The 26,428-nt window shown below is 70.0% G+C and carries 22 protein-coding genes and 3 pseudogenes; 14 read left to right on the top strand and 11 right to left on the bottom strand.

The window, feature by feature from the left end:
* Positions 1 to 139 precede the first annotated feature (139 nt).
* Positions 140 to 271, bottom strand: a pseudogene (locus ADK36_RS50875) (cell division protein DivIVA); the annotation flags it as partial.
* A 1,359-nt stretch (positions 272 to 1,630) separates the two neighbouring features.
* On the opposite strand from ADK36_RS50875, the gene ADK36_RS49835 reads away from it, so the two are divergent.
* Positions 1,631 to 2,476 carry a hypothetical protein gene (locus ADK36_RS49835; RefSeq protein ID WP_234329632.1) on the top strand — a complete coding sequence of 282 codons (846 nt, stop codon included), beginning with the start codon at positions 1,631 to 1,633 and terminating at the stop codon, positions 2,474 to 2,476.
* Positions 2,477 to 2,886: 410 nt separating this feature from the next.
* On the opposite strand, the pseudogene ADK36_RS51175 reads toward ADK36_RS49835, so the two are convergent.
* From ADK36_RS51175 to ADK36_RS00285, 3 genes and pseudogenes are all read right to left on the bottom strand, one after another.
* Positions 2,887 to 3,453, bottom strand: a pseudogene (locus tag ADK36_RS51175) (CHAT domain-containing protein); the annotation flags it as partial.
* 1,005 nt (positions 3,454 to 4,458) lie between these two features.
* Positions 4,459 to 5,361, bottom strand: a pseudogene (locus ADK36_RS49825) (MurR/RpiR family transcriptional regulator); the annotation flags it as partial.
* A gap of 283 nt (positions 5,362 to 5,644) precedes the next feature.
* Positions 5,645 to 6,703, bottom strand: coding sequence for a transposase (locus ADK36_RS00285; RefSeq protein ID WP_199830077.1), 1,059 nt, complete (start codon positions 6,701 to 6,703; stop codon positions 5,645 to 5,647).
* Positions 6,704 to 7,317: 614 nt separating this feature from the next.
* Between ADK36_RS00285 and ADK36_RS00280 the strand changes: the two genes are divergently transcribed.
* A complete protein-coding gene (locus ADK36_RS00280; protein ID WP_048579893.1) occupies positions 7,318 to 8,073 on the top strand; it encodes a class I SAM-dependent methyltransferase in 756 nt (251 codons plus the stop codon).
* A 74-nt stretch (positions 8,074 to 8,147) separates the two neighbouring features.
* Here ADK36_RS00280 and ADK36_RS00275 read toward each other — a convergent pair whose 3' ends face one another.
* Entirely contained in the window at positions 8,148 to 8,471 is a 324-nt protein-coding gene (locus tag ADK36_RS00275; RefSeq protein WP_048579823.1) for a hypothetical protein, read from the bottom strand.
* Between the two features lie 80 nt (positions 8,472 to 8,551).
* Here ADK36_RS00275 and ADK36_RS00270 point away from each other — a divergent pair, with 80 nt between their 5' ends.
* From ADK36_RS00270 to ADK36_RS51370, 3 genes are all read left to right on the top strand, one after another.
* Complete coding sequence (locus ADK36_RS00270; protein ID WP_048579824.1) at positions 8,552 to 8,848, top strand: hypothetical protein; 297 nt, start codon at positions 8,552 to 8,554, stop codon at positions 8,846 to 8,848.
* 115 nt (positions 8,849 to 8,963) lie between these two features.
* Positions 8,964 to 9,257, top strand: a complete 294-nt coding sequence (locus ADK36_RS00265) for a hypothetical protein (protein ID WP_159029097.1) — start codon at positions 8,964 to 8,966, stop codon at positions 9,255 to 9,257.
* Positions 9,258 to 9,713: 456 nt separating this feature from the next.
* Positions 9,714 to 10,229, top strand: a complete 516-nt coding sequence (locus tag ADK36_RS51370) for a hypothetical protein (RefSeq protein ID WP_425315279.1) — start codon at positions 9,714 to 9,716, stop codon at positions 10,227 to 10,229.
* Between the two features lie 17 nt (positions 10,230 to 10,246).
* Here ADK36_RS51370 and ADK36_RS00260 read toward each other — a convergent pair whose 3' ends face one another.
* Together ADK36_RS00260 and ADK36_RS00255 are read right to left on the bottom strand one after the other, a co-directional pair.
* Complete coding sequence (locus tag ADK36_RS00260) at positions 10,247 to 11,410, bottom strand: glycosyltransferase family 4 protein (RefSeq protein ID WP_048579826.1); 1,164 nt, start codon at positions 11,408 to 11,410, stop codon at positions 10,247 to 10,249.
* Entirely contained in the window at positions 11,407 to 12,564 is a 1,158-nt protein-coding gene (locus ADK36_RS00255; RefSeq protein ID WP_199830065.1) for a glycosyltransferase 87 family protein, read from the bottom strand. Before ADK36_RS00255 ends, ADK36_RS00260 begins: the two co-directional genes overlap by 4 nt.
* 142 nt (positions 12,565 to 12,706) lie before the next feature.
* Between ADK36_RS00255 and ADK36_RS00250 the strand changes: the two genes are divergently transcribed.
* Positions 12,707 to 13,909: a sensor histidine kinase gene (locus tag ADK36_RS00250; RefSeq protein ID WP_048579895.1), complete on the top strand. Its 1,203-nt coding sequence runs from the start codon at positions 12,707 to 12,709 to the stop codon at positions 13,907 to 13,909.
* Between the two features lie 23 nt (positions 13,910 to 13,932).
* Positions 13,933 to 14,610, top strand: a complete 678-nt coding sequence (locus ADK36_RS00245) for a response regulator (RefSeq protein WP_048579896.1) — start codon at positions 13,933 to 13,935, stop codon at positions 14,608 to 14,610.
* Here the strand turns inward: ADK36_RS00245 and ADK36_RS51365 are convergent.
* Entirely contained in the window at positions 14,498 to 14,980 is a 483-nt protein-coding gene (locus ADK36_RS51365) for a MaoC/PaaZ C-terminal domain-containing protein (protein WP_107086811.1), read from the bottom strand. The genes ADK36_RS00245 and ADK36_RS51365 overlap by 113 nt on opposite strands.
* Before the next feature lie 18 nt (positions 14,981 to 14,998).
* On the opposite strand from ADK36_RS51365, the gene ADK36_RS49820 reads away from it, so the two are divergent.
* A complete protein-coding gene (locus ADK36_RS49820; protein WP_234329607.1) occupies positions 14,999 to 15,337 on the top strand; it encodes a hypothetical protein in 339 nt (112 codons plus the stop codon).
* Positions 15,338 to 15,716: 379 nt separating this feature from the next.
* Here ADK36_RS49820 and ADK36_RS00235 read toward each other — a convergent pair whose 3' ends face one another.
* Entirely contained in the window at positions 15,717 to 16,823 is a 1,107-nt protein-coding gene (locus ADK36_RS00235; protein WP_078916049.1) for a helix-turn-helix transcriptional regulator, read from the bottom strand.
* 239 nt (positions 16,824 to 17,062) lie between these two features.
* On the opposite strand from ADK36_RS00235, the gene ADK36_RS00230 reads away from it, so the two are divergent.
* From ADK36_RS00230 to ADK36_RS00205, 6 genes are all read left to right on the top strand, one after another.
* Positions 17,063 to 18,097: a sugar ABC transporter substrate-binding protein gene (locus tag ADK36_RS00230; protein WP_053195866.1), complete on the top strand. Its 1,035-nt coding sequence runs from the start codon at positions 17,063 to 17,065 to the stop codon at positions 18,095 to 18,097.
* 9 nt (positions 18,098 to 18,106) lie between these two features.
* Entirely contained in the window at positions 18,107 to 19,678 is a 1,572-nt protein-coding gene (locus ADK36_RS00225; protein ID WP_053195863.1) for a sugar ABC transporter ATP-binding protein, read from the top strand.
* Positions 19,675 to 20,673, top strand: coding sequence for an ABC transporter permease (locus ADK36_RS00220; protein ID WP_048579829.1), 999 nt, complete (start codon positions 19,675 to 19,677; stop codon positions 20,671 to 20,673). The genes ADK36_RS00225 and ADK36_RS00220 overlap by 4 nt, the downstream gene beginning before the upstream one ends.
* A 23-nt stretch (positions 20,674 to 20,696) precedes the next feature.
* Positions 20,697 to 22,394, top strand: a complete 1,698-nt coding sequence (locus ADK36_RS00215) for an amidohydrolase (protein WP_048579830.1) — start codon at positions 20,697 to 20,699, stop codon at positions 22,392 to 22,394.
* A 59-nt stretch (positions 22,395 to 22,453) separates the two neighbouring features.
* Positions 22,454 to 23,395 carry a TIGR03619 family F420-dependent LLM class oxidoreductase gene (locus tag ADK36_RS00210; RefSeq protein ID WP_234329606.1) on the top strand — a complete coding sequence of 314 codons (942 nt, stop codon included), beginning with the start codon at positions 22,454 to 22,456 and terminating at the stop codon, positions 23,393 to 23,395.
* A gap of 112 nt (positions 23,396 to 23,507) precedes the next feature.
* Positions 23,508 to 24,080, top strand: a complete 573-nt coding sequence (locus ADK36_RS00205; RefSeq protein WP_048579832.1) for a MarR family winged helix-turn-helix transcriptional regulator — start codon at positions 23,508 to 23,510, stop codon at positions 24,078 to 24,080.
* A 53-nt stretch (positions 24,081 to 24,133) separates the two neighbouring features.
* Here ADK36_RS00205 and ADK36_RS00200 read toward each other — a convergent pair whose 3' ends face one another.
* The gene (locus tag ADK36_RS00200) at positions 24,134 to 24,847 is read right to left on the bottom strand and encodes a gamma-glutamyl-gamma-aminobutyrate hydrolase family protein (RefSeq protein WP_048579833.1); all 714 of its coding nucleotides are present in this window, start codon (positions 24,845 to 24,847) and stop codon (positions 24,134 to 24,136) included.
* Complete coding sequence (locus ADK36_RS00195; protein ID WP_048579834.1) at positions 24,844 to 26,334, bottom strand: aldehyde dehydrogenase; 1,491 nt, start codon at positions 26,332 to 26,334, stop codon at positions 24,844 to 24,846. The genes ADK36_RS00200 and ADK36_RS00195 overlap by 4 nt, the downstream gene beginning before the upstream one ends.
* Positions 26,335 to 26,428: the final 94 nt, after the last annotated feature.

The following is a 26,428-nucleotide window of genomic DNA, read 5'->3' as shown; positions in this document are numbered from 1 at the left end:
CTTCGCCTCGGGGCCGGGCATGTATCGCGCCCCGCCCTGGTACGGCCTGGTCGCCCTGTACCGACCCGGTGTTCTCGTCGGACTCGTCAGGTCCTGGTGAGGGACCCGGACTCGATCCCTCAGGGACGACGACGTCTTCGTCATCCTCATCTATCAGGAATCCACGCATCGGCGACGGTGCCTGCCCCATCGGGGACGGGCCCTGCGGGCGTATCGGAGCCATCGGCTGGGTCATCGCGGGGGACATCTGCTGCTGGCCGCCGTAGGACGTGGCTGGGGATGAAGGGCCTGGTGCCTGGTGTCCTGGCTCGCTCCCGCGGGGCTCGGCACTCGATCCCATGCTGTCGAACACGCCCTCGTCCGTGCTCTGGCGGGACAGTGCCGGGCTAGGAAGACTGCCCGGCTGACTGGTGCCGGCCTGACGACCCTGCGCGATGCCCCGACGGAGATTGGTCAGTCGGCCGCGTACGTCGTCAGGTGCCCGTGAGACCTGTGGACCGGCGTGGTGCTGTTGCTGAGCCACACCCGGGACGAGGTTCGCCCTGGGAACCCGGCGCGGCAGACCTGAGGTAGTGACACCGCCCGCCGCCGGTCGCCTGGTGCGCTCCGCCTGCCGGCCGAGGTCGTCATTCGGCGAGGTACGCCAGGAAGAGGCAGTGGGACGCTGGGGTGCCGCAGGATCCGGCTGCGGCTGCGGCTGCGGCTGCTGGGGCTGTCCTGGGGCAGAGGAACTGTTGCCCGCTGTCGGCTGGGATCCCTGTCCTGATCCGCCGCCGTGGAACCAGTTGGACTCCAGCGTGTCGTACAGCGGCGTACGGTCGTCACCCGGCCCCGGCGCCGGAGGCAGCGCCTCGGGCTCCTGGCGGGCGGCGGGCCGCTGTCGCGAAGGTGGCCGGGTCGGCGGAGGCGGAGTGCTGAAGCCGGCGCCCGGCTGGGGACGCTCGAACTGCCCTGTGTCACTCGGGTTCTGGCGGCGCGCCAGAGAGGGCCGCCCCGTGGAGCCGCTGTCGTACGCCTGCTGGCTCGCGAACTGGCCAGTGTCGGCAGGGTTGTCCGGGTAGTCCTCCCTGTTGCGGTCGTCCTTGCCGGCCGGATCGCCGAAGACGTCCGGGCGGGGGAACCGACCCGTGTTCTGCGGACCGTCCGTGCCAGGCCGCGGGAACTGACCGGTGTTCCGCGGGGTGTCGAAGTCGGGATTGCCGCCTGGCGGCTCGGCCCGCGGGCCACCACGCCTCGGCAACTGCGGCCGAGCCGAGTCCTGCTGGGGAGCGCGCGGGTCCCGCCCCCCAATCGCTCCGCCTTGGGCTCCCGGGCGGCCGCCCGCACCGGGGGACGGCAATGAGGCACGCGGGCCCTGACCGGCGGTGAGGGAGCGGCCTTTCGGCTGGTCGCTGTCGCGACGGGCTGCCGCCGCACCGGCACCGAGGGCACCAGGACCGTCAGGCCACCCAGGCGGTTCCTGTACTGGATACAGGCCGGCCCCCTGTTTCGGATTCTGAGGGATGGTCTGCGGGTCCGCGCCCGGCGCCTCGGCACCTCGGCGCTTCGTCTGCGAGAAACCTTCCGCGACGACCGCCGCGAGTTCGCGGTACGCCTCCCGTGTCGCGTCCTGCATACTCTCCAGGCCCGCGTGGTCACCGTCCGCGAGCCGTTCATCGAACGGCACGACGACAACGCTCCGGCAGATTCCGCCCAGACGCTCGGCAGCTTCGAGGGCATCAAGCATGGTGTCGCCGTCGCCCGCGCCGGTCAGCACCACGTGACTGCGTTCGGCAAGGTAGCGGTAGGTCGCCAGTGCGCGAGCAGTGGCGTCAATACTGGACTCGGACCGGCTGCTGACGAATACGTGCTGGTCAGCACCCGTCAACGCAACGAAGGCAGCAAGGCCGTCTACTCCCGTGGCACAGTCGCTGAGGACGACCCCGTACGGGTGGAGGGCGGTGAGAAGGGCACTGTAAGAGACGGCGTCGAGCGGCTCACTCGGTGTGGCGGGGGCTGCGGCATCGGCGAGAATCTCCAGGCCAGAAGGCAGCCGCGAGGTGAACTCCCGAATGTCGAAGCCGTCTTCACCAAGGCGAGCGGCTACCTCTCGCAAGGCGACTCGGGTACGGAGGGCGGGGGCGTAGCGCCCCAGCATGCCGTCATTGGCATCCATCGCGATCACCGGGTCGTCCCGCTCGGAAGCCAGGATGGCACCGAGGCTGGCGACCGTTGTCGTCTTCCCCGTGTTGCCGTACGCGCTGACGACCGCGACGAGATGGGTACTCCCAGGCGAAACCGGCTTGCGGATAGCCGCGCCGAGATCACGGACATCATGTCGCGTGGCTGTCTTCCCGACCTGCCACCACCGCCGAGCTGCTGCCGACATTGCACCTCCCGCCGCTCACACACCGCGCTGGCCCAATTTGCCTTCGCGTCCGTCAGCTCACGCTGGGGCTCACTCGGGCATCCAGTGCTCGCCGGGCCCGCTGGATGAATGGTGCCCTGCCGAACCCACCCAGCCACGATGCTAGATCGGGAACCCCCATTCCACGCGGCGCTCCGGCCAATTCCTGTACGAGGCAGAGCGGTTTGCCCGTCAGCTTCCGGAAGCCCGAGCCGTCCCGTGAGCGAGCAGCTCGCAGGTCCCCGAGGCGGCGGTCATGCGCAGGGTAGGGCCGCGGGACATGCCAGGCGCGACGAAACCGGTCGACGACGGGGCGGATCGGCGGGGCCGCAAGACTGCACGTATGCGATCGTGAATCCTCAGGGATCATCCACGTCGGCATCGACGGTCGCGTGATGGGGACAGCAAGGGAGGAGGACACCTCCCAAAGCTCGTCCAGCCGGAGCGAGTCCAGCAGCGGGGACTCCAACCCGGCCCGCCTCGGCTTCACCGGGCGTGAGTCAAGGTGTTCCTGGGGTCGTTGCTGTTGCAGCGGGGCTTCCGTAGACCGCGTACGCGAGCCAGGTCGGGTCGCCGTCCAGGTCTCGGATGGCCTGGCGGGCCTTCATCGACGCTTCCCCCAAGGGGAGCCTGCCAGTGATCAGGTGGTTGTAGAAGGCGTCCGCATAGGCCAGTGCCGAGTCCGAACGCACCGGCCACAGGGTACCGACGAACGCCCCCGCTCCCGCGTTGAGGAATTGGGGTGCCCAACCAAGACTCTCTCCGAACCAGTCGATCTCCCCGGCGCTGCGGCAGGCGTTGAAGAACACCAGGGGGTGATGGTCTCGCAGCGAACGCATCTGTGCCGCCGACGCCAGGTCGATGGGATCGAAGGGACCGTCGGCCATGGTCACGCACGAGCCGGTACCCGTGAAGGTGTTGTGGCAGGCGAAGTGGAGGAGACCAGCGTGCCCTCCTTCCAACAGTGCGGTCAGGGCCGCCCGGTTGGTCAACACGCCGGCGTCGGCCACGCCCGTGCCCAACCGGGCACGCAGGGACTTCACTTCCTCGTCCGCGTCGGCAGGAGAACCCGGCGGAACCACAAATGCCACGCTCGGCAAACTGAGGGTGCGCACTCTGTCCTGCCCCAACAAGCGGCGCACCACGGGGAGCCACTCTGCCAGGAAGCCTCTGCCTTTGTGCCCTTCGTTCAGCGGATACAGCAGCTCCCAGGGGACAACGTCGTGCTCCCCCAGGACGGTGAAGGCCGTGACGTGGTCCGCTTCCTTCCAGAACTGGTTCTGGACAGCCTGGGGAACCGCGGATGTCCACAGCTGCACGCCGTGATTTCGCAGCCGGTCGTGTAGCCGTTTGGCATCCTTGTCGCCGCCCCCGGTGGCCTTCGCGGCCCTCCTCAGCTCGGCGTAGATCTGCTCGGTGGCACGGTGGGTGTCGCCGGCCCGGAAACGGAAGATCTCCGGTGCGTAGAACGTCTCGCTCATCAGCTGGAAACTGAAGGCACCGGTCGCGTCCTTCAACACCTGGAGAGTGACCTCCCCGGGGTCGAACGCCATGGAGGGCAGCAGCGCACGGTGCTGAGCACCGTCCCGTGTGACACTGCCGTGCCCTACCGAGATCTGACAGGTCACCTCACCGAGAAAGGTGCCGCCGCGGAAAGCCCGTACCGTCACCCGATGCAGCCCCGGCGTGGGGGCCTTCAGCCGGAAGCACAGCACATCGGAGTCCCGGCCAGGCATGACGTGCAACTCCTGGTACAGGTCATCGACGGCAACGAGCCCAGGAGCGTGAAGGGTGACCAGCACCCGGGCCCCGTCGGGCGGAACGGCGAAGGAGCGCAGCTGCACGCCCTTTCCAGTACCCCGGACGATCTGTACATGCAGCGGTACGTCCCGTCCGGGCGAGGTCTGCTCGGGCAGCTCCGCAATCAGACAGCGCGGCTCCATCGAACCGCCGTCGGTGCGAGGAGCCATTGAGGGCGGTGGCGAAGGCGGTGCCGAAGACGCACCCGACGTGTCCGAGGGGACCTGGGGGGTACGAGGCTGGTGGGGCGTTGTCGGCCGTGGACTCGTCCATGCCGGTGCCTCATGAGACGCGGTCACTGCGGGCGCTGCCGTCTCCTGCGTTCGTTGGGCCACTCCCACGTAGAGACAGTCCACCACCAGCAGTTGACCGATGCGGGAGGACATCGCCGCGGGTCTCAACTCGCTTTCTCGCACCGCGGACGTGGTCAGCACATGGTCGGCGTACTGAGTCACCGCCCCGTCCGGCCGTCCGGTGATGGCGACCGTCGTGGCTCCGCGCTCGAAGGCGACCCGCAGTGGCTCGACGACATCCCTCGTCGACCCCGAATGGGTGATCGCGATGGCCACATCGCCCGCTCGCAGTTGCACGGCATTCGTAACGGCGAGGTGCGGATCGCTGTGCGCGTGGGCCATGAGCCCCATCCGCGACAACTTGTGCGAAAGGTCCAGGGCGACGAGCCCACTCGCCCCGACACCGTACAGGTCGGTCCGTCGAGCCGCGGCCAGCGCGGTCACGGCCGCCCCCAACTGCACCATGTCCAGACCGGCCGCCGTGTCGGCGAGGGTCTGCTGTTGGTCGTAGGCGAGTTTGGCGACAACGTCAGCGATCGGGTCCTCGACGGTGATATCTGCGGTGACGGCGGGCGCGCGGCCGGACTGCTGCTGGGTGGCGAGGCCGGCGAGCGCGAGGCGCAGGTCCCGGTAGCCGGTGTAGCCGAGCAGCCGTGCCGTCCGTACGACCGTCGCCTCGCTGGTACCGGTGAACTCGGCGAGGCCGGTCACCGTGAGGGCCGCGCAGCCGGCCGGGTCGCTCACCACGGCCTCGGCGACCCGCTGCATGGAACGTGTCATCGACGGGGCCAGCGTGCGCACCTTGGCCGCGAGAGCAGCGGAGGTCGGCGGAACACGCCAGTCACCCCCAGCGTCGAAACTTTCCTTCACCTCTTGGGGCACGCGTGAAAGATATTTTCACCGCACCGGTGTGGTCAAGGGTTCGCCAGGTGGCCTGGTCGGGAATCTTGAGGCCCTGGAGGGTGTCCAGGCCGCCGACGACACCGATGCCTTCCGACCCCCGCGCTACCTACAGCACGCATCTGCCGCACCCTGTGCACCGACCTGGAGCATCACTGCCCCCACATCGAGGATGTGCGCCGACATGTCGCGGCCGGCCACTCCTGACCTTCGAGTACGCCAGCTCGTAGGCTCCCGGGGAGCCGCTCAAGCCGCTCGGCCAAGTTCATGGCGCACAGGGAGCGGACGGGGAGACGGTGTTCCCTGGGCCGGCGTGTTGGCGGGGAACTCCGACGACGTGGTCGTGCTGCATGTGCCGGTACAGCAGCAGAACCTCGATCAGAGCGCGGGTGCCGGCGGTGTCGCCGTGGGTGTTGCAGGCGGCTGTCCACCAGGCTTCGTGGATCGGGGTGAACTGGCCTGCGGCCCGGGCCTGTTCGAGGACCGTGGCGCCGGGCAGCGCGCCCGGTTTGCGCAGCAGCGCCTCGAGATAGTGATCGAGCTCGAGCCGTGATCCGCTCTTGGTCAGCAGCCGTTCGTGCTGGGCGATCTCGGTGCGGCCGTCGAACACCACGAGCTCGGAGGCGTGCAGCAAGACCCGGACCTGGCGGCCGATGAACCGGGTCGGGACCGAGTAACGGTTGGTGCGGACGGTGATCTGGGAGAACCGGTCGACCCTTGGGGTGCACCGGCGGCCGGTCTCGAACGTCTCGACGGGCAACGGCTGCAAGGACGGCCGTTCGACGGCGAACAGCTCGCCGATCGTGCGGGGACGGGTCCCGATCCGCCGGGCCTCGTCGGCCAGATCCCACTCGTCGATCAGCATGTTCAAGTGCGCCAGCGAGTCGATCTCGGGGACGGGAACGAAGTGGTTGCGGCGAAACCAGCCGATCTGGCCCTCGACGCCGCCTTTCTCGTGGGCGCCCTCGATTCCCGGCGTGCAGTAGAACGGCTCGATGCCGTAGTGGGACCGAAATGCGGTCCACCGGTCGGTCTCGACCCGGCGCCGCGTGAAGCCGAGCACCGACGCGACCGCGGCCTTCAGGTTGTCATACCGGATCTTGCCGAACGGCACGCCGCCCAGCACTATGAAAGCGTTCTCGTGGCCCTCGAAGAACGCCTCCCGACCGCCGGAGGCGAACACCCGGTGCACCGCCTTCCCGGAGAACGACAACCGCAGGCAGAACAAATGGCACTTCACCAGCTCGCCCCACAAACGGACCGCGACCTCGCCGAAGTCGACCTCGGCTTCGGCGCCGGCCAGGTGCGACTGCTCGATGAACACCTGCGCCGGGCCACGGCCGGCCTCGACCCGAATCTCCGGCCTTCCGCTTGGCGACGTAGGCGCGCACGACCTGGTAGGACACGTCGTCCATCGCGTGCTCGTTGATCAACCGGCGATAGATCCGGACCATCGTGTGACGCTGTTTCCTCGGCGCATCCAGATCAGCCGGCAGCATCTGGTCGATCACCGGCTTGAACGGATCCAGCTTGGAACGGCGAGGCGCGTACGGTTCCCGAGGTTGCGGCCACGCCGAACTCAGCGCCTTCTGAACAGTCCGCCAGCCCACCCGGTACTTGCGCTCCAGCGCCCGGTTCGACATGACCTCGCGAGCGTCACGCCGCAGCGCGGCATACAACTCGACCTTCGACTGACCAGGCGGCATCGGCGGTGCTCCTTCACTGAGCACATTCACCTTGCCACCGCAACCCCGCGAGTGACACTACTCCTCACGAACAACTTCCCAGCCAACCAGCCGGTGACATCCACTCAGACGGACAACTGACAACCCACAAACACCGTCAGAGCCATCCTTGCGAAAACAATTGGTGCCCGGCTTTCTCCGCTGATGGACTGACGTCCTACCGTGAGTCTGCCGCGTGACGGAGGTAGTGGCTGTGACAGGCTATGACGTGCTTGCCGAGGTGTACGAATGGCTCATCTCGGATGCAAAGTTGCCTCCAGCCGAGTTCGCCGCGTCGTTCGACGACGTCCTCAATCTCCTGCCGTCGAACGCTCACGTCCTCGACTGTTCGTGCGGAACCGGACAGTTGGCGGTTGGCCTCGCCGGTCGTGGCATGCAGGTTGTCGCAACTGACGCCAGCGAGGCGATGGTTCGTCGCACTGCAGAGTTGTCTGAGGAGTTCGGGGCATCCGTCCGGGCCGCACGGGCGAACTGGGAAGAGTTGCCCGACCATTTCCAGGACAACACGTTCGACATGGTGTTCTGCGTTGGCAACTCGCTTCACCATGCCGCGGGCGCGACAGGCAGGGGCGCTGCTCTGGAGTCGATGTCACGGCTTCTGCGCCCCGGCGGGCGCTTGGTACTCACATCCCGCACTTGGGAACTCGTGAGGGCCAGAGGTTCCCGGCTGGAGATCAGTGACCGACTCGTCCGCCGGAACGGTCGCGATGCCGTCGTGGTCTACCGCTGGGAGATTGCGCCGCATTGGGAGGAGGAGCACCACATCGAGATTGCGATCGCGCAAGTTGATGCGACCGGGTTGGTTCTTGTCCGCTCGGAACTGCTGTCCTGCTGGCCCTACCGGTACGAGGAACTCGAAGTCGAGCTGCACCGGGTCGGACTCCAAACGGAACTGAGCACGTTCGATCTTGAGGCCGAGAACTACATGGTGGTCGCGAGCAAGGTATAGACACCGGACTCTCAGTCCCTGGCCGGACCGCGCGGTTGCTCGCAGGACGCTTGCGCCCTCTCATCGGTGCGGGTTCAAGTGGTCAACGCAACGCCTCGGACGAGGAGTGCTCGTCGATCAGACGGCGGTAGATCCGGGGTGACGGTGTGGCGCTGTTTCCTGGTCGCGTCCAGATCAATGAGCAGGATCTCGTCGATCAGCAGCGTGAACGGATCCAGCTTCGACGGCCGCGCCGAAGCGGTTGTCGTGCGTGGCTGCGGCCAAGCCGAGGTCAGGGCCTTGTTGACCGTGCTCCAGGTGACGCCGTACTTGCACTGCAACGCCCGGTTCGACATGCCGTCGCGGGAGTCGCGCCGCAGCGCGGCGTACAACCAGACCTTCGACTGGCCAGGCGGCATCGGGGGTGCTCCTTTTACTGAGCACATCCAGCTTGACACCGCAACCTCGATGGTGACGTCAGAATTCGCGAACATCTTTCTTGGCCGTCACCTGGTGCCGTCAGCTTTCACGAACAACTGACGTCACCAACTACCGACAGAACCACCCCCGCGCACTGACCCTGACGCTCACGTTCGCCGGCGGCGCCGACTGGGAGAAGACCCGCCGCCTGGCCGAGCCGTCCGCACACGAGGACGAACCGCGCCTGCTCGCCTACCGGCTGCTGGACGCCGCCGGCCTCCCGCGCGGGCGCGTGACCGCACTCGGTTCCCTGATCCGAGGGCCGGAACACGACGGCGACGGCGCCGTTCCATCGGAGTCCGCGGCATTCCAATGACGCCTCTCCTCTGACGCCTCTCCTCACGACGCCACCGCCGTCCCGGGACCCCTCCCGAGGAGGCGGGGCTAGGTTCTTCCGGTCTACGAAGCGAAGGCAGGCCAAGGAGCGCGGCGTGAATGGTGTGGTGATCGTTGGGCTGGTGGTCGGCCTGGCGCTGGTAGTGGGTTGCGTCTTGGTGGTGCGCAGCCGTCGTGCGGTGAGGTGGTCGGAGGTGGAGGCGTCGCCGCCGGCGGGCGGCGCGACTGACGGCATGCTGACCTGCCCGGCGTGCGCGCATCGGTTCAAGCGGCCCGACATCATGATCGTCACCAAGGCCCAGGTGAAGAGGTACGGCCGCGACCCCGTCCAGTGCTCGCGCTGTGATCTCATCTGGGACGCGGGCGGTAGGCCACACAGGACTCGCTGAGGAACCAGGGGCCCGCGGGCGCCGTGAGCTTCTCTCCAGGCACCACCCAGAAGTGGAACGGGACTGATCTTGTTCCCTGATGCTCCCCGAGTCCCCTCGAACCATACGTCTGCCGATTCCCTGAAGTCGGACACCGCCGGCCTGCTGGCCAGGCTCATTTCCATCGACTCCGCCAACCCCGATCTCGTTCCCTGCGGGGCCGGCGAGACCGTCATCGCTGACTTTTGCAGCGAATGGCTGGCCCCGCGGCTGGGAGGTCCACGGCCTGGAAAAGCGCCCGGCCGCCCTCGCTCGTCGCGATCGCCCGCGGCATCGGCGGCCGCTCCCTCATGCTCAACGGCCACCTCGGCACCGTCAGCCTCGCCGACTTAGACGGCGACCCAATCGACCCCCGGATCAGCGCGGCTCGGCCTCACCGCTCAGCTTCATCATGGGGTCGTGGGGACCTCGGCCTGCATGGCCGATGTGACCGCCGCCGACCATTACATCGCCTACTGGTGGCCGTCGGTGCCGGTGTGGGCCACCGCCGCGTCCGCCCTCGGCGTCCCCTTCGTCGCCAACCTCGTCTCCGTCAAGCTCTTCGGAGAGCCGGAGTTCTGGTTCGCCGCGATCAAGGTGGTCGCCGTCGTCGCGATGATTTTCATCGGCGTAGGCGTCCTCACCTTCGGGGTTCTCCTACGTCGGGGACACCGCCTTCGTCACCCGTCTGTGGGCCGACGGCGGCTTCGCGCCCAACGGCACCTGCCAGGTGCTGCTCGCCATGTAGGCACTGACAGCCGGTCCGGTTCTGGTAGAAGATCGCGTTCACGATTTCCCGGAGATCACAGGATCCGGATCGCCGGATCGCCGGATCGCCGAACCGCCGGGTCCCCGGGGGCGCCAGGGAGCCGACCGGCCCACCCGTTCGTCCTTCCACGCTGTGATCACAGGCTCGATCGACGCCCAACGTTCGTCGGGGACCAGATCGCTTGAGTACGGCTCACGCACCCTCACCCTGCTGCTCCCGCTGAATGGAGCAGCTCCGTCAGGGTTGCGTAGGAGTGGTCCCAGGACCACTCCGTTCGGACCCAGTGGTGGCCCTTCTCGCCCATCTCGCGGGCGAGTTCGGGGTTGCGGAGGAGCCTGGTCAGGCGGTCCGCAGTCGCCGCCACAGAGCGGCCGTCGACGACATGGCCGGTCTCGCCGTCGCGTACCGCGTCCGGGGCGCCGCCCGAGTCGCCGGCCAGGACGGGGAGTCCGGACGCGGCGGCCTCCAGATAGACGATGCCCAAGCCCTCCACCTCCAGGCCGCGTCGTCGGGTGCGGCAGGGCATGGCGAAGACGTCGGCGGCGGCGTAGAAGGTGGGCAGGGTGTGGTGGGGGTGGCCGCCGGCGAAGACGACCGATTCCAATACGCCTTCTTTCAGGGCGAGTTGGCGCAGTTCGGAGGCGTAAGGGCCGTCGCCGACCAGGAGGAGCACGGCGTCCGGGATCGCCCTGCGGATCCAGGGCAGCGCCCTGATCAGGGTGTCCTGGCCCTTGCGCGGGACCAGCCGGGCCGCGCACAGGATCACCGGGCGCCGGCCCAGGCCGTAGCGGGCCCGCACCGGGCGGCCGTCCAGGAAGGGACGGAAGGCCGTGGTGTCCACGCCGGGGACCAGACGTGCGGTGCGGGTCCCGGGAGTGAGGGCCGCCTCGATCGGCCGACGAGTGCTCGCACCCAGCCAGGTAAGGGCGTCGACCTCCGTACCTATGCGGCGCAGCAGGGCCCTGGCCCCGGGGGTGCGGGCCCACCACACCTCGTGGCCGTGCGTGGTGGCGACTGCCGTACGGATGCCCGTCGTCTGCCGCAGTCGGCCCGCCATCAGGCCGAGCGGCGCCGCCGCGCCGAACCACACCCGCTCGCAGCCGTACCGGCGGGCCACGGCTGCGGCGTGTGCGGTGGCCCTGGGGGTCGGCAGGAGGGTGCGTACCCGGTGGCGGATCACCGGGTAGGGAAGGGACTCGTCGGGTGCCGACTCCGCCGTGGCCGGGTCCGGCGTCGAGGTGAAGACGACCACTTCGTCGGGTGGGAAGCGGTCGGCCAGTTCACGGACGAACGTCTCGATGCCGCCCTGCCTGGGAGGGAAGTCATTGGTGACGATCAGCGTGCGAGGGCGGGAGTTGTTCGTCATACGAAGGCCTTCTCCCTGGCAGGGGCGACAAGGGCGGTGACAGTTGTGCTGCCGCGCTGCGACATGCGGTACGCCAGCGCCCCGAGCACCAGCGGACAGACCAGGTAGCCGAAACGGGTCGCGGGTATCAGGGCCATGGCCAGGCCCAGACCGAGCGCGAGCCGGGCGGCCGCCGCCTGTGCCGTCCCCGGCGGCCGCACCCCCAACGACACCGCCATGAGCAGCGCGCTCACCGCGAGGAGCACGAGCGCGATCACCCTGCCGCCGGGGACGTACGTCGCGAGCAGATATCCGGGCAGCGGGCTCGCCGCCGGCGAGGTGGTGTCGGTGAGGCCCAGCGGGAAGGCGATGACGTTCCGGTAGAGGCCGGAGGGGTCGGCGAGGGCGAAGGGCAGCACCGCCGCCGTCGTGGTGGACAGGGCCACGGCCGCGTACCGCAGCGCGGGCCGACCGCCCCGCCGTACGGCGATCAGCGCCAGTGCCACGGGCAGCGCGGGCCACGCCGTCCACTTGAGCGCGGCGGCGGCGCCGAGCACCAGCCCCGCGCGGCCCGGCCGCCCCTGCCCGGCGAGTACGACGCCGAGGCACATCAGGCCGACGACCGGAAGGTCGATCCCGCCCACCGCGAGGGGCAGCGCGACGAGAGGGCAGGCGAGCAGCCAGGCTCGGTGCAGGCCGGCCGCGGCGAGGGCCGCCACGAAGGCACCGCCCAGCCACCAGCGCGCGTCCCCGGGCAGCACACCGAAGAGCGCCATCCCGGGCAGGTAGGGGTTGAAGTCGGCGACGGCCACGGGGTCGGAGACGTACGGGCTGCCGTTCGCGAGCAGCAACTGCCCCGACCGCTCGACGACCGTGACCTCCAACTGTCCGAGCCCGGCCGTCACCAGCGAGACGAGCGGCACCACGACGGCCCCCACCACCGCGACCACCCGGGCAGCGGGGCGGGAGCGCGCACCGCAGGCCAGGAGCGCCGCGACCGTGTAGCCCGCCCCCGCCACCACGCCCCACACCCGGTGCGGCCCCAGATCCGAGACCAGGGCGAGCCCCAGCGCGGCGACCGCGCAGCCGGCCCACGCGTACCGCTCGTACCGTTGGTACTGCTCGGGACGTATGTACTGGATGCGTTGCGCGTACCGTTCAGGACTCTTAGCCATGTCCATCGACGGTAGGAATTCGCAGGTCGTAGAACGTCAACCGAGGCTCCGGACCTGGGAGTCAACCCGTGGCATGACATCCGGCCGCAGGCTCAACCCGTGCGGTGACGCGCGTACCCGCGCCGGCACGGACCATGGATCCATGCGTACGTCTCTTCAGCAGCGGTTCCGCGCGTGGATCGCGGCGCCCGCCTACCCTTGGGCCACCGGCGGTTTCCTGACCGTCGGTGCCGTGGCGGAGCTGATCGCCTTTCCCGGATCCGTGACCACCACGATCGGGGTCCTCGTCTCCTCCGCCTCGCTGATGTGGCGGCGGTCGTTCCCGCCCGTCGCGGTGCTCACGGTCGCCGCGGGGCTGCTCGGGTTCGCCGGGGACGTCAACCTGTACGTCTCGATCATGGCGAGCGGGCTGATCGGCTGCTACACCCTGGGCCGCAAGCGGGTACTGCACCCCGCGCTGACCGTCGCGGGTGCCGCGCTGGGGGCTCTGTGCGTGAACCTGGTGCACATCAACACCTGGTCGCGGATGAACCTGCCGGTGCCCGCGCTCTGGGAGAAGGGCTCGCTCAGTCTGTTCGCTGAGTCGTTCCTGCTGACCGTGGTCATCTTCGGGGCCGTGATGATGGGGGACGCGGTACGTTCCCGTGAGGAGACCCGCCAGGAACGGAACCTGGCCCAGGCCCAGTTGATCGCCATGGAGCGGCAGCAGGCCGCCGAGGCCGAGCGGGCGGCCATCGCCCGTGAGCTGCACGACATCGTCTCGCACTCGGTGTCGATGATCGCCGTCCAGGCCGAGAGCGCCACGTACACCACCCCCGGACTCACCCCCGAGGCCCGCGACGGCTTCCAGCAGATCGCCGGCACCGCTCGCTCCTCGATGGCCGAACTGCGCCGCCTGCTCGGTGTCCTGCGCACCCCCCAGGGCCAGGGGGACACGGCCCTCACCGCCCCGCAGCCGACCCTCGACCATCTCGCCGAACTGGTCGAGCAGCACCGGGCGGTGGGCGGTGAGGCGGAGCTGAGGATCACCGGGGAGCGGGTGTCGCTGCCCGCCGCGTGGGAGCTGTCCGCCTACCGCATCACCCAGGAGGCGCTGACCAACGCGCGCAAGCACGCGCCCGGTGCCCGTACCGTTGTGGAGATCGACTACGGCGCCGACCGGCTGCTCATGCTGCGCATCCACGACGACGGCCCGGGCCCGGGTTTTGGTCCGGGCTCCGGCGCGGGCCACGGCCTGACCGGGATGCGGGAGCGGGCGGCCCTGGTCGGCGGTCGGCTCAGCGCGGGCGCGGGCCCGGACGGAGGTTTCCTGGTGGAGGCGGAGCTCCCCTGGGGGACCCGGTGATCGGCGTGGCGAAGGAGGCGGGCGTGATCAGGGCACTGGTCGCCGACGATCAGGCGGTCGTCCGCACCGGTTTTGTGAACCTCCTCAACACTCAGGAGGACATCGAGGTCGTGGGCGAGGCCGAGGACGGTGTGCAGGCGGTACGCGTCGCCGCCGAGACCCGGCCCGACCTCGCGCTCCTCGACATCCGGATGCCCCACAAGAACGGCATCGAGGCGGCCCGCGAGATCCTGGCCGGGTCCGGGGGCACGACGAAGGTCCTGATGCTGACGACCTTCGGCCTCGACGAGTACGTGTACGACGCGCTCGCCGCCGGGGCGGGCGGCTTTCTGCTCAAGGACGCCACCTTTCCCGAACTGCTGCACGCGGTGCGGGTGGTGGCGGCCGGGAACGCGCTGCTCTCGCCCGAGATCACCAAGCGGGTGATCGGCGAGTTCGTGCATGCTCGCGCGTCGCGGCTGCCGGTTCACTCGGTGGGGGAGCTCACGGCGCGAGAGGCGGAGGTGCTCACCTTGATCGCTCGAGGGCTGTCCAACGCGGAAATCGCGAGCCGGCTCACGATCACGGATCACACCGTGAAGACCCATATCAACCGGCTGTTCGCGAAGCTGGAGCTGCGGGATCGGGCACAGGCCGTGATTGTGGCTTATGAGTTGGGGCTGGTGAGGGTGGGAGGCGGGGTCGGCCGAGGGTTCGGCTGAGGGTTCCCTTTCCCCTCCAGGACTGGCTGGCCACGGTGCCGACGACATTGGCCTGCTGACCCACCATGAGGCGTTGCAGGACCGCCGTGGCACGGAAGCCGCTGGCGATGAGGCCGCCGACGCGGCTCGCGGCCGCCGCGTCCTCGTCCGTGTGCAGAGGCAGCGGGTCGAAACGGCGGCCGAAATCGAGGATCTCCTCCTTGGAGATCTTGGCGCTGCCCAGGGCGAACCCGGCCCCGGGTCGAAGGTGTTCGGCGTACAGCACCGTACTCACCGCCGCTCCGGCGCCGGTGCAGTCCCTGCCGGACCTCTGACCGGGACGAACCGGTGGATGTGCGTGCCGAGTCGCATACGGGTCTCCGTCCGTCATCTCTGTGGTCACTGCTGAGTGCTCGTCTTCGCCGGCACCGCGAGCGGTGTCCCGGGCAGGTCCCGCACGTCGGTCGAGTTCCGTGACGAACCGCCACAGCAGGCGGCTGAACGTCTCGACGTCTTCGTCCGGCCACCGGCCGAGCCGCTCCTGCAGCCCCTTGCGTTGGTGCTGCCGCACGCGGGCGAGGCAGGCGCGGCCGGTGTCGGTGAGTTCCAGCAACTTGGTCCGCGGCCGCGACGGATGGGCCACGGACAGCATCGTGTACGCGACGAAGGAAAGCTCGTCGTACATGTTGTTCGCCAGAACCCTGGCGTTGCGGGAGAACAGGATGATCGCCTCATGGATCACATCTAGGGGTTCTTCCCGGGCTGCCCCACCGGGCGGTGGACTTCCGCGACTTCCTCGACGAGGTCGACCGCCAGACCGATCCCGGCCTGGCGGTCCACGTGATCTGCGACAACCTGGCGCCGTTCCAGTTCGGCGAACCACCGCTCGACCTGGTTGACCCACGATGCACAGGTCGGGGTGAAGTGCAGGTGGAAGCGCGGGTGTTCCAGCAGTCAGCGGTGCACCACGGGCGCCTTGTGAGCGGAGGTTGGCCCACTGGCCGAAGTTCTGGCAGATCTTCAGGCGCGGGCCCCACAGGCTGATGTGGTCGGGGACGGTGGGCGGCCGACGGCGCCGAAGCAGATGGCGTCGAAGTCCTTGAGGCGATCGAGTCCGTCGTCGTCGATCACCTTGCCGGTGCGCCGGTGTCGACGGCGAGATGCGTGCCGACGGCTGGTGCCTGCCCTCCGCCTTCTCGAGTGACGGGCATGCGTTCGACGAAGTGTTCGATGTCTTCGGGGCTGGGCCTCAGCACACCGTCGCGTACGGCGAGGGCCGTGGCCTCTGCGCGTGAGGCGCAGCCGGTCTTGCGGAGCACGTGCTCGATATGGCTGTGCACCGTCCGCGGGGACAGGAACAGCGCCTGGGCGATGGCCTGGTTGGTCTGGCCCCTGGCGGCCCGGGTGAGCACTTCCAGCTCGCGGGGACTCAGGCCGTACGGCAGTCGCGTGGGCTCCTCGGACACCAGGACCGCCCTTCGTGCGATGGGCGATCCAGCCGTGCACCGGCGCAGCACCACACGGTTCCAGCTCTGGCCGACCGGCCACAGGACCCGCAACCGCAGGCCACCCGAGCCGGCGAACGCCTCCACCAGATGTCCGAATGCGTCGTCGCCCACGACTTCGGCAGGGTTTCGGCCCGGGAGGTCGATGACGCCCTCGGCCGTGACGAGGTTCGCTCCCGCGTCCGCCGGAAGGTCGTGCGGGTCACCGATGTGGGCCGTCGGGTCGGCCAGGGCGCCCAGCGCAGGCAGGACCGAGGCGAGCAGGCAGCGCGCCTCCGTGTCGTACGTGCCCGATCCCTCGATGGACAGGGTGATCAGGCCGACCAGACGGCCGTGGTGGCGCAGGGCGCCGGTCAACGCGTCACGGAACCCGGCCGGCCGGACGCGCTCGGCGTAGAACCAGCCGTTGCGGAAGCGCTGCCCGACGGACGCCGCGTCCTCGGCGTCCTCGGTGATGGACGGCGGAAGCGTCTGCCGTACGACGTTGGCGTACCAGGGGGTCGAGACGAACTCGGCGGCCAGCGACTCGGACGTCATCGCGGTGTAGCCGATGCCCGCGACCTGCAGGTGGGCTCCGGTGATCGGATCGATGGTGAGCAGGGTGGCCGCGTCGAGGGGCAGGGCGCGGCCGAGTTCGTGGAGCGCCTGGGTGCAGGCGGAAGCGGTGTCGCGTTCGCGGGTGAGCATGCCGATACGGGTCGCTGCCGCGAGCTGGTGGTGGCTGACCATACGGGCCTCCGGAAACCCACGACCACGGATGTCGTTTGGCCCCTAACGATATGGGATTCGGGCGGGCCGGACAAGGCACTCGCCGCTTGGTGATCGGCTCCCGCCGGGTCGCGGCCGGGACTCTCGGACAGTCGGTATTTCTACGGATGGTGGTGCGGGACGCCCGGGTCTTTCCTGTTCGGCACAGCCGGATGCCCGACGCAGCCGTATCGGGCCGCATCCCTAGGGAGAGCCCCGCCATGACCAGATCGCCCTACTCGTCCTCGGTCTCACGCCGGCAGTTCCTGGCTCTCTCCGCAGGCGCCGCCACCACCACCGCGCTGGCCGCGGCGGGCTGCTCCGCACCGGGCGACGGCGTGAGCACGGCTGAGGCTGCGGGCGAGCCGGACACGTCGCGAACCCTCACGAAGATCGGCCTGGACTATCCCTTCACCCAGCTCCCGCTCTACGCGACGCTCGTGAAGCTCTCCACGGCCGCCGCAAAGCAGCGCGACGTCTCCCTGCTGACCACGAGCGACGCGAGCAGCGCCGACACCCAGGCCACCAACCTCACCACCTGGGTCACGCAGAAGGTCCCGGCCATCGTGTCGTTCCCGATGGTCTTCGAGGCCACCGAGGCGATCGCCAAGAGGGCGTTGGACGCGGGGCTGATCTGGGTGACGTACGGCGGCTCGCTGGAGCACCAGAGCGCGGACATCCAGTTCAGCTTCCTCAAGGGCGGCACGCTGCTCGGCGAGGCCGCCGCGAAGTGGGCCAACGAGGAGCTCGGCGGAAAGGGCAAGGTCGCCTTCCTCACCGACAGCACGATCCAGCTCGGCCGCGAGCGCACCAAGGGCATGATCGACGCCTTCACCAAGCACGCGCCCGGCGTCGACGTGGTCGCCCAGGAGCAGGCCATCGACCCGGACACCGGACTGTCCAAGTCCCGTGCCGTCCTCGCCAAGCACCCCGACCTCAACCTCATCCTCGGCGTCACGGACGCCGCCGCGTACGGCGGTTTCAAGGCGCTGCAGCAGACGGGCCGGAAGGCGACCGACGCGAAGACCTTCGTCGGCGGGCAGGACGGAGCCGCCCCCTCCCTCCTCGCCATCAAGCAGGGCACCTTCTACCGTGCCTCGGCCGCCCTGGCCCCGCAGGACATCGCGAACGCCGTCGTCGAGGTGCCCCTCGCGGTCGCCGCGGGGAAGGCGAAGCCCAGCGCCCAGGTGCCGATCACGCTCGTCGGACACGGCGACACCGCGAGGATCGACGACCTGCTCGCGCAGAACGTCTAGGCGCCCGTCATGACGGATCCGAATCTCCGTATACGCGGGCTGGCCAAGTCCTTCGGCGGCGTCAGGGCCCTGGACGGCGTGGATCTCACCGTCCCGGCGGGGCAGGTGCACGCGCTCCTCGGCCACAACGGCGCCGGCAAGTCCACCCTGATCAAGTGCCTCGGCGGCGCCTTTCCGCCGGACGCGGGCACGATCGAGGTGGGCGGTAGGTCCCACACCCGCCTCAGTCCGCGCGAGTCGATCGCCGCGGGCGTGGCGATCATCTTCCAGACGCTCAGCGTCGTCGACTCCCTGACGGTGGCCGAGAACATCTTCCTCGGCCAGGAGTGGACCCGGTACGCAACCGTGCACCGCCGCGCCCAGGAGGAACTGGCGGCCGGCCTGCTGGAGCGGGTCGCGGCGAGCTGCTCGCCGCGTGACCGGGTGGGTGAACTTCCCATGGGGCAGCGGCAGTTGGTGGAAATCGCCAAGGCTCTCAGCCGTAGCGCCTCGGTCCTGGTCCTGGACGAACCCACCGCCGCTCTGTCCGGGGCCGAGAGTGACGCCCTGGCCGAACGCGTCGAGGACCTGCGCACCCAGGGACTGGCCATCGTGTACGTCACCCATCTGCTGGCCGAGGTGGAGCGGCTGGCGGACGCGGTGACGGTGCTGCGCGACGGCCGGGTCGCCCACCACTCGAGAGTCGCGGGGCACACGCGACGGGAGTTGGTCGAGGCCATCGTCGGCCGACCGGAACCCCTGCCGCACGGCCTGCCGGCGGGCGCCTCCGCGACCGAGCAGACCGCCGCCTCCGCCTCCGCGGACGCCGTCCCGCGGGCCCCTCGTCTCACGGTGCACGGGTTCCGCGGCCCCGGGTTCGGTCCGGTGGAGATCGAGGTCGCCGAGGGGGAGATCGTCGGACTGTACGGACTGATCGGCTCGGGTCGCACACGCATCCTGGAGACCCTCTTCGGCAGGCGCCGTGCCTCGGGCGGAACGGTGCGGGTGGGGGAGCGGGCCGTCACGGCGGCCCGGCCCTCCGACGCGCTGGCCGCGGGGATCGCTCTCGTCCCGGCGGACCGGCGCCGACAAGGCCTGTTCCCCCTACTGAGCGCTCAGGACAACGCGCTGCTGCCGACGATCCGTCCGCTCGCCCGGCGGGGGGTGCGGGCGCTGTTCGCCGAGCGGCGGGTCTTCGACACGCTGTCCCGGGCGGTCGGGCTGCGGCCCGCCCGGCCGCGGCTGTCGGCGGCCGCCTTCTCCGGCGGCAACCAGCAAAAACTCGTCCTGGGCCGGTGGATCAACGAGGCTCGCCGTGTCGACGTCCTGCTCCTCGACGAGCCCACCCAGGGTGTCGACGTGGGCGCCCGGCAGGAGATCTACGAGGTCGTCTCCTCACTCGCCTCCCAGCGGGGAACGGCCGTGCTGTTCGCCTCCAGTGACCCGGAGGAGGTCGTCGCGCTCGCCCACCGCTGCCTGATCGTCTCCCAGGGCAGGATCACCGGCGAACTGAGCGGCGCCCAACTCACCGAAGCCGCCCTGCTGTCGGCCGTCCACGAGGCCTACGGGACCACCACCATGTACTCGGAAGGAGCGGCATGACCACCGCGACCACCGCCCCCGCCCGCCGCCCGACACCGAGCCCCCGCGCCTTGGCCCGAGGCGGACTGAGCACCCTGCGACGGCACCCGCTGTTCGTCGTCCTCGCCCTCATGGTGCTGGTCTTCCAGTTGGCCACAGGCAGTTTCCTCGACCCCGGCAACCTGCGCGGGATCGCCACCGACGCGGCCACCCTGGCCATCGTGGCCGTACCGCTCGCCCTGCTCGTCATCAGCGGATACCTCGACCTCTCGGTCGGCTCCACCCTGGCGTTGGGCGGACTGGTGGCCGGCTGGCTCGCCGGGCAGCAACACCAGTCGCCCGCCGTCGCCGTACTGGGCGCGCTGGCCGTGGGCGCGACGGTGGGCGCCGTGAACGGCATCCTGTGCTGCTACCTCGGGCTGTCCGCCTTCATCGTGACCCTGGGCATGCTGACGGCGGTGCGCGGAGTGGCTCAACAGCTCTTCCCGCTGCCGCTGAGCAGCTTCGGGTCCGGATTCGCCTGGCTCGGCGGATCGCGGATCGCCGGGATCGACGCACCGGTCGTCATCGCCGCGCTCGTTCTCGTGGCGGGCGCGCTGTTCCTGGCGCTGACCCCGTCCGGGCGGCACGTCTTCGCCATCGGCGTCAACCGGGAGGCCGCCTACCTCTCCGGCATCCACATCCGCCGGACACCGTTCGCGCTGTTCGTCGTCACGGGCGTCGCGGCGGCGCTGGCCGGGGCGATCAAGGCGTCGGTGCTGGACAGCGTGGTCGCCGGAACCTCGGGGGCCGGATTCGAACTGACCGTGCTCACCGCCGTACTCCTGGGCGGGGTCGCACTCACCGGCGGCTCCGGTTCGATCCTCGGGGTGCTGCTCGGCGTGCTCTTCCTGGGCTGTCTCCAGAACGGGCTGACCCTGCTGAGCGTGCCGACGTTCTGGCAGCAGATGGCCCAGGGCACCGCCCTGGTGGCGGGCGCGGCACTCGCCTACTTCGGCCCGCGGCTGACGCGATGACCCCCCACTCAGAGAGGACCCACATGAACGACAGCGCACCCTCCCTCATCCTGACCGGCGGACAGGTCCTGACCGTCGACGGTGACTTCACCGTGGCTGAGGGCGTGGCCGTGCACGGCCGGGACATCGTCGCGGTCGGCAGCGACCGCGAGATGCGCGCCCTGGCCGGACCGGGCACCCGGGTCGTCGAACTCGCCGGCCGGAGCGTCCTGCCGGGCATCAACGACTCCCATCTGCACGGGGCGGCGTACGGCATGACCAAGCCGCCGTTCGCTCTGGACGTCGGCCATCCGACGGTCGGCTCGATCGCCGACATCGCCGCCACCGTGGAGCGGGCGGTCAGCGCGGCCCGGCCCGGCGAGTGGATCGTCGGGCTGGGCTGGGACGCCGGCTATCTGGCGGAGTGCCTGGCCGACCCCCGGCGCTTCCCGCACCGCCTCGACCTGGACGCGGTGGCGCCGGACAACCCGGTCTGTCTGACCCACTTCTCCTCCCACCTCGTCTGGGTCAACAGCGCCGCGCTGCGCCGCTGCGGCATCGGCCCGGCCAGCGCGCCACCAGCCGGCGGCGTCATCGACACCGACCCCGGCGGGGAACCCACGGGCATCCTGCGGGAGGCGGCCCAGGAACTCGTCCAGGCGGACCTGCCCTCGCCGACCGTCGCGCAACGCCGTCAGGCCATCCAGGGCGTGGTACGCGAACTCCACTCCCGCGGCATCACCAGCTACACCGAGCCCGGTCTCGGCCCGGGAGGCGCCACGTCCTTCTTCGGCGGGCTGAGTACCGACAACTGGACCGCCTACGCCGACCTCGCCGCGAGCGGCGACCTCCAGGCCCGGGTCAGCGTCCTCCTCCTGCCCGCGCCGATGGGCGGCTCGGCCGACGATGTGCGCAAGGGCCTGGCCGAGCTGCGCCGTCCGACGAGCGCCGACCCCCGCCTCCTGAACGCCATCGGCGTGAAGATCTTCGCCGACGGGGTGCCGCCCAACCGGACGGCCTGGATGCGCGAACCGTACGCCGACGGCGGCCACGGCGCGCTGTGCGTGCACGGCGAGAGCCCCGCGCTGCAGGTCGACGAACTGTTCGAGATGATCCGTGTCGCCCACGAGGCGGGCTTCCAGCTCGGCGTGCACGTCACCGGTGACCTGGCCATCGACACGGTGGTCGACGCCTTCCTCGCGGCGAACGCGGCCGTGCCGCGCCCGGATGCCCGGCACTACGTCATCCATGGCGACTTCGTCGGCGCGGACAGCCTCGCCAAGCTGGCCTCGCACGGCTACGGCGTCAACATGAACCCGGCCATCAAGTGGACCATCTCCGACCTGATGGACGAGGTGGTCGGCACCGAGCGTTCCGCCTACCAGTGGCCCGTACGGTCCGCTGTCGAGGCCGGGGTCACGGTCTGCGCCAGCTCCGACGCGCCGATCACCGAGCCCGACTGGCGGCAGGGGGTGGCCGCGATGATGCTGCGTGAGTCGAAGGCCAGCGGCCGGCCGAGCGGGCCCGAACAGTGCGTGCCGCTCGCCGAGGCCCTGCGCGCCTACACGGTCAATCCGGCCCGTCAGGACTTCGCCGAGGACTGGAAGGGGACCGTCGAGGTCGGCAAGGTTGCGGACCTGTGCGTGCTGGACCGCCCGCTGCTGGACCTGGACCCGCACGCGATCACGGACGCCCAGGTGGATCTGACGGTGTTCGACGGACGCGTCGTCCACGAGCGTTGAGTACGTGGCCGGTGCGGCCACGAGCGAAGGATGCCCACCGTGAGCGAAGGATGCCCCTCTTGACCCACACACCCCGCATGCTGCTCGTCCTCAGCGAGAACTGGACCCTCACCGGCGGCCGGGCCGACCTGCCCGCCGCCGTGCGGTGGGCCCGCGAGGCCGAGGACGCCGGATTCGACTCCGTCATGGTCAGCGAACACATCGTGCTGGGTCCGGACGCGGCCGCCGACGGCATCATGGGCAACCCCCGCGACTACGCCCTTCCGGGCAACCAGGACCCGTACACCCCCTGGCCCAACTCGCTGCTGCTGCTCGCGGCGATCGCCTCCGTCACCGAGCGCCTGCGCCTGGCCGCCGCTGCGGTACTGGCACCCCTGCGCCATCCGCTGCTCATGGCGCGGGAGTTGGGCACCCTGGACCTGATCAGCGAGGGGCGGTTGCTGGTGCAGCCCACGGTCAGCTGGAGCAAGGACGAGTACGACGCCCTGGGAGTGCCATTCGGGAGGCGGGGGCGACTGCTCGACGAGCACCTGGAGGTCTGGGCGAAGGCATGGGGCCCGTCCCCGATCTCGCACGACGGCGAGTACTACCCGTTCCGCGACGTCTACTTCGAGCCCAAGGCGTTCCGTCCCGAGGGTCCGAGGCTGTGGTTCGGCGGTCAGCGCCTGCACGGCCCCGTGCTGCGTAGGCTCGTGCGGCACGGCCACGGCTTTCACCCGCTGGGCCGGCCGACAGCGCAGGACATGCAGGTGCTCAAGGACGCCCTGGCCGCGGCCGGACGGGACATCGCCGAGCTGGAGATGATCGGCGGTACCCAGGCCGCCTTCCCCGACGACCACTCCACGGCGGACCTCGGCGCTGCGCTCGCGGGTATCCCGGAGCAGCTGGAGCAGGGCTTCACCACGTTCTGCGTCAAGCCGAACCAGTTCATCGACGACCCTGACGCGATCGGCGCGTTCTGCCATGAGGTGATGCGCCGCGTGGCAGCGCTCACTGCTTGACGGCGCGGGTGGCGGACTCGGGCAGCGGACGCCTGGCCGGTCTGCCCTTTCGTACAATTTGAGTCCGAACAACATCCGCGATCCACGCCCCCGTGGCCGAAGGAGTGTGCCCATGCCGGGCCAGCGATCCATCGCCGAAGCCGAGAAACTGGCCGAGGCCAAGCTCGGTGGCATCCCGCTGCGCCGGGAGCAGATGGCCGTCGTCTCCAACATCTACCGCGCCGCCTCGGCGGTCCGGCAGCATCTGGAGAACTCCGTGCTGCGCGGGGCGGACCTGACCTGGACGGCGTTCGTCGTGCTCTGGGTGGTCTGGGTGTGGGGCGAGTCGGAGACCCGGCATGTCGCGGAGGAGGCCGGGATCTCCAAGGGCACGCTCACCGGGGTCTCGCGGACGCTGGAGCGACGGGGGCTGCTGCGGCGGGCAGGCCATCCGTCCGACGGCAGGCTGGTGCTGCTCAGCCTGACCGAAGAGGGCGAGGAGCTGATGCGGCGGCTGTTCCCGGCCTTCAACGAGGAGGAGGCATTCGTCGCGGGCCGGCTCAGCGACGAGGAGTGCCGGGGCGTCGCGGACGGGTTGCGCAGGGTCGTGCGGCAGGTCGAGGAAGAGGGCGAGGAGCGCCGGGCCGCTCTGCTCGACGGCGCCGCGCCCGCACCCCGCCGCAGCGGACGCCGCGCGAAGACCTGAAACCCGCCCGCGGTGCCGCCGGGCGCCGGTTGCCCCCGTCCGACGCCACTCCGTCAGCGTCTGTCGCGGGCGGCCCGTACGAGGGCGTCGAAGAGCCCCTGCTGAGCGGGGTCCTCATGGGCGGTGTCCTCGGGGTGCCACTGCACGGCCGTGAACCACCCGCGGCCGCCCGGGAGTTCGACGCCTTCTACCGTGCCGTCGGCGGCGCGCGCGGTGACCTCCAGTCCCGTGCCGGGGCGGTCGACCCGCTGGTGGTGGTAGCAGGAGGCCTCCGTCTTCTCCGCGCCGGTGGCCTGCTCCAGCAGCGTGCCGCGTCGGATCGCCACCGGATGCACGACGTGCCGGTGTTCGCGCTCGGGTCCGCCCATGTCCTGGTCGAGGTTGCCGCCGAGGGCGACGTTCACGACCTGCAGACCACGGCAGATCGCCAGCAGGGGCAGGCCCGACTCCAGGGCGTGGCGGGCGACTTCGAGGTCGAAGGCGTCCTGAAGGTCGTCGACGTCGTAGACGCTGTCGTGGGTGTCGGCAGCGCCGTACCGGTGGGGAGCGATGTCTCCGCCGCCGGGAAGCAGGACCCCGTCGAAGCGGGCGAGCCGGGCGGCGACCTCGCTGTCCACCGGATGGATGCTCGCCGGTTCGCCGCCGGCCCGCCACACGGCCTCGATCAGGGCGCGGGCGTTGACCTCGGCGGCGTATCGCAGGGCGGAGGTCGTGGCGGAGAAGCGGGCGGGTATCGCGATCAGGGGACGAGGCGCGGTACGGGTCACAGCTGGATCCAGGTGGTCTTGAGCTCGGTGTACTTCTCAAGGGCGTGGACGGACTTGTCGCGGCCGTTTCCGGACTGCTTCATGCCGCCGAAGGGGACGGTCAGGTCGCCTTCCTCATAGCAGTTGACCCAGACCGTGCCCGCCTTCAACGCCCGGGAGACCCTGTGCGCGGTGGAGAGGTCGGAGGTCCACAGGCCGGCTGCGAGGCCGTACTCGGTGGCGTTCGCGAGCCGTACCGCCTCGTCCAGGTCGTCGAAGGCGAGCACGGACAGGACGGGGCCGAAGATCTCCTCGCGGGCCAGTCGCATGCCGGGATCGACGCCGTCGAAGACGGTCGGTTCCAGGTAGGTGCCTCCCGTGCCGGTGAGGATGCGCTCGCCGCCGGTGCGCAGCCGGGCGCCTTCCTCCCGTCCAGTGCCGATGTGGTCCAGGACGCGGCCGAGGTGGCTCTCGCCGACCAGCGCGCCCATCTCGGTGGCGGGGTCGAGAGGGTCGCCCACGCGCAGTTCGCGTGCCCTGGTCACGACGGCCTCCGTGACGCGTTCGGCGATCGAGGAGTGCACCAGCAGCCGGGAGGGAGCCGTGCACATCTCGCCCTGGTTGAAGAAGATGCCCCAGGCGGCGGTGGCGGCGGCCCGGTCCAGGTCGGGGGCGTCGGGAAGAATGATGTTGGGCGACTTGCCTCCGAGTTCCAGCCAGACACGCTTGAGGTTGGAGTCGGCGGCGTAGTGCAGGAAGTGGCGGCCGACGGCGGTGGAGCCGGTGAAGGCCAGCACATCGACGTCGGGGTGCAGCCCGATCGCCCGTCCGGCCACCGGCCCCTTGCCGTTGACCACGTTGAGCACACCCTGCGGCAGCCCGGCCTCGGTCGCGATCCGCGCCAGCAGCAGCGCGGACAGCGGTGAGTTCTCCGACGGCTTCAGGACGACGGTGCACCCGGCCGCGAGGGCCGGGGCCACCTTCCAGCCCGCCAGCGTCAAAGGGAAGTTCCAGGGTACGACCGCGCCGACCACGCCGGTGGGTTCCCGGGTGACGAGCGCGAGGGCGTCGGGGGCGGTGTGCGGGGACTCGTCGGTGAGTTTGTCGGCCAGTTGCCCGTACCAGCGGAACGTGTTGATGGTCGCCCGCAGTTCGATCTCGTACGCGTCCGTGATGGGCTTGCCCATCTCCAGGCTGACGGCCAGGGCGAGTTCCTCCCGCCGCTCCTCCAGCAGCTCGGCGACCCGTGCCAGGATCCGGCCCCGCTCGGCGGGCGCCAGGCGTGGCCACGGCCCGGTGTCGAAGGCCCGGCGGGCGGCCGCCACCGCCGCGTCCACCTCGTCGGCGTCCCCGTCGGCGATCCGGGCCAGTACGTGGCCGTCCCGGGGCGAGACGGCCGGAAAGGTCGCTCCTGCGCCGGGTTCGTCGTCGCCGTCGATGTGATGGGCGCCGGAGACTTCCAGGGCCTTGGCCCGGCGCAGCCACTCGTCATGGGCGATGTCCAGCATGTGTGGCCTCCAGAAAGACATTTGAAGTCAAACGATATGATCGGTGGTGAGGCCGCCACAAGGGGCCACGCGAGCCGTAGGGCAGGTCCAGGGG

The organism is Streptomyces viridochromogenes (assembly GCF_001270495.1).
GTDB lineage: Bacteria > Actinomycetota > Actinomycetes > Streptomycetales > Streptomycetaceae > Streptomyces > Streptomyces viridochromogenes_A.
This window is presented reverse-complemented; position numbering and strand designations above follow the sequence as displayed.

Coding starts and splice junctions, on each gene's coding strand:
- ADK36_RS00275 (WP_048579823.1), bottom strand. CDS start 8,471: ATGCCGCCTGGCCAGTCGAAGGTCTGGTTGTACGCCGCGCTGCGGCGC.
- ADK36_RS00220 (WP_048579829.1), top strand. CDS start 19,675: ATGACCACCGCGACCACCGCCCCCGCCCGCCGCCCGACACCGAGCCCC.
- ADK36_RS00205 (WP_048579832.1), top strand. CDS start 23,508: ATGCCGGGCCAGCGATCCATCGCCGAAGCCGAGAAACTGGCCGAGGCC.
- ADK36_RS00230 (WP_053195866.1), top strand. CDS start 17,063: ATGACCAGATCGCCCTACTCGTCCTCGGTCTCACGCCGGCAGTTCCTG.
- ADK36_RS00195 (WP_048579834.1), bottom strand. CDS start 26,334: ATGCTGGACATCGCCCATGACGAGTGGCTGCGCCGGGCCAAGGCCCTG.
- ADK36_RS00225 (WP_053195863.1), top strand. CDS start 18,107: ATGACGGATCCGAATCTCCGTATACGCGGGCTGGCCAAGTCCTTCGGC.
- ADK36_RS51365 (WP_107086811.1), bottom strand. CDS start 14,980: ATGACGGACGGAGACCCGTATGCGACTCGGCACGCACATCCACCGGTT.
- ADK36_RS00215 (WP_048579830.1), top strand. CDS start 20,697: ATGAACGACAGCGCACCCTCCCTCATCCTGACCGGCGGACAGGTCCTG.
- ADK36_RS00260 (WP_048579826.1), bottom strand. CDS start 11,410: ATGACGAACAACTCCCGCCCTCGCACGCTGATCGTCACCAATGACTTC.
- ADK36_RS00250 (WP_048579895.1), top strand. CDS start 12,707: ATGCGTACGTCTCTTCAGCAGCGGTTCCGCGCGTGGATCGCGGCGCCC.
- ADK36_RS00235 (WP_078916049.1), bottom strand. CDS start 16,823: ATGGTCAGCCACCACCAGCTCGCGGCAGCGACCCGTATCGGCATGCTC.
- ADK36_RS00255 (WP_199830065.1), bottom strand. CDS start 12,564: ATGGCTAAGAGTCCTGAACGGTACGCGCAACGCATCCAGTACATACGT.
- ADK36_RS51370 (WP_425315279.1), top strand. CDS start 9,714: ATGGCCGATGTGACCGCCGCCGACCATTACATCGCCTACTGGTGGCCG.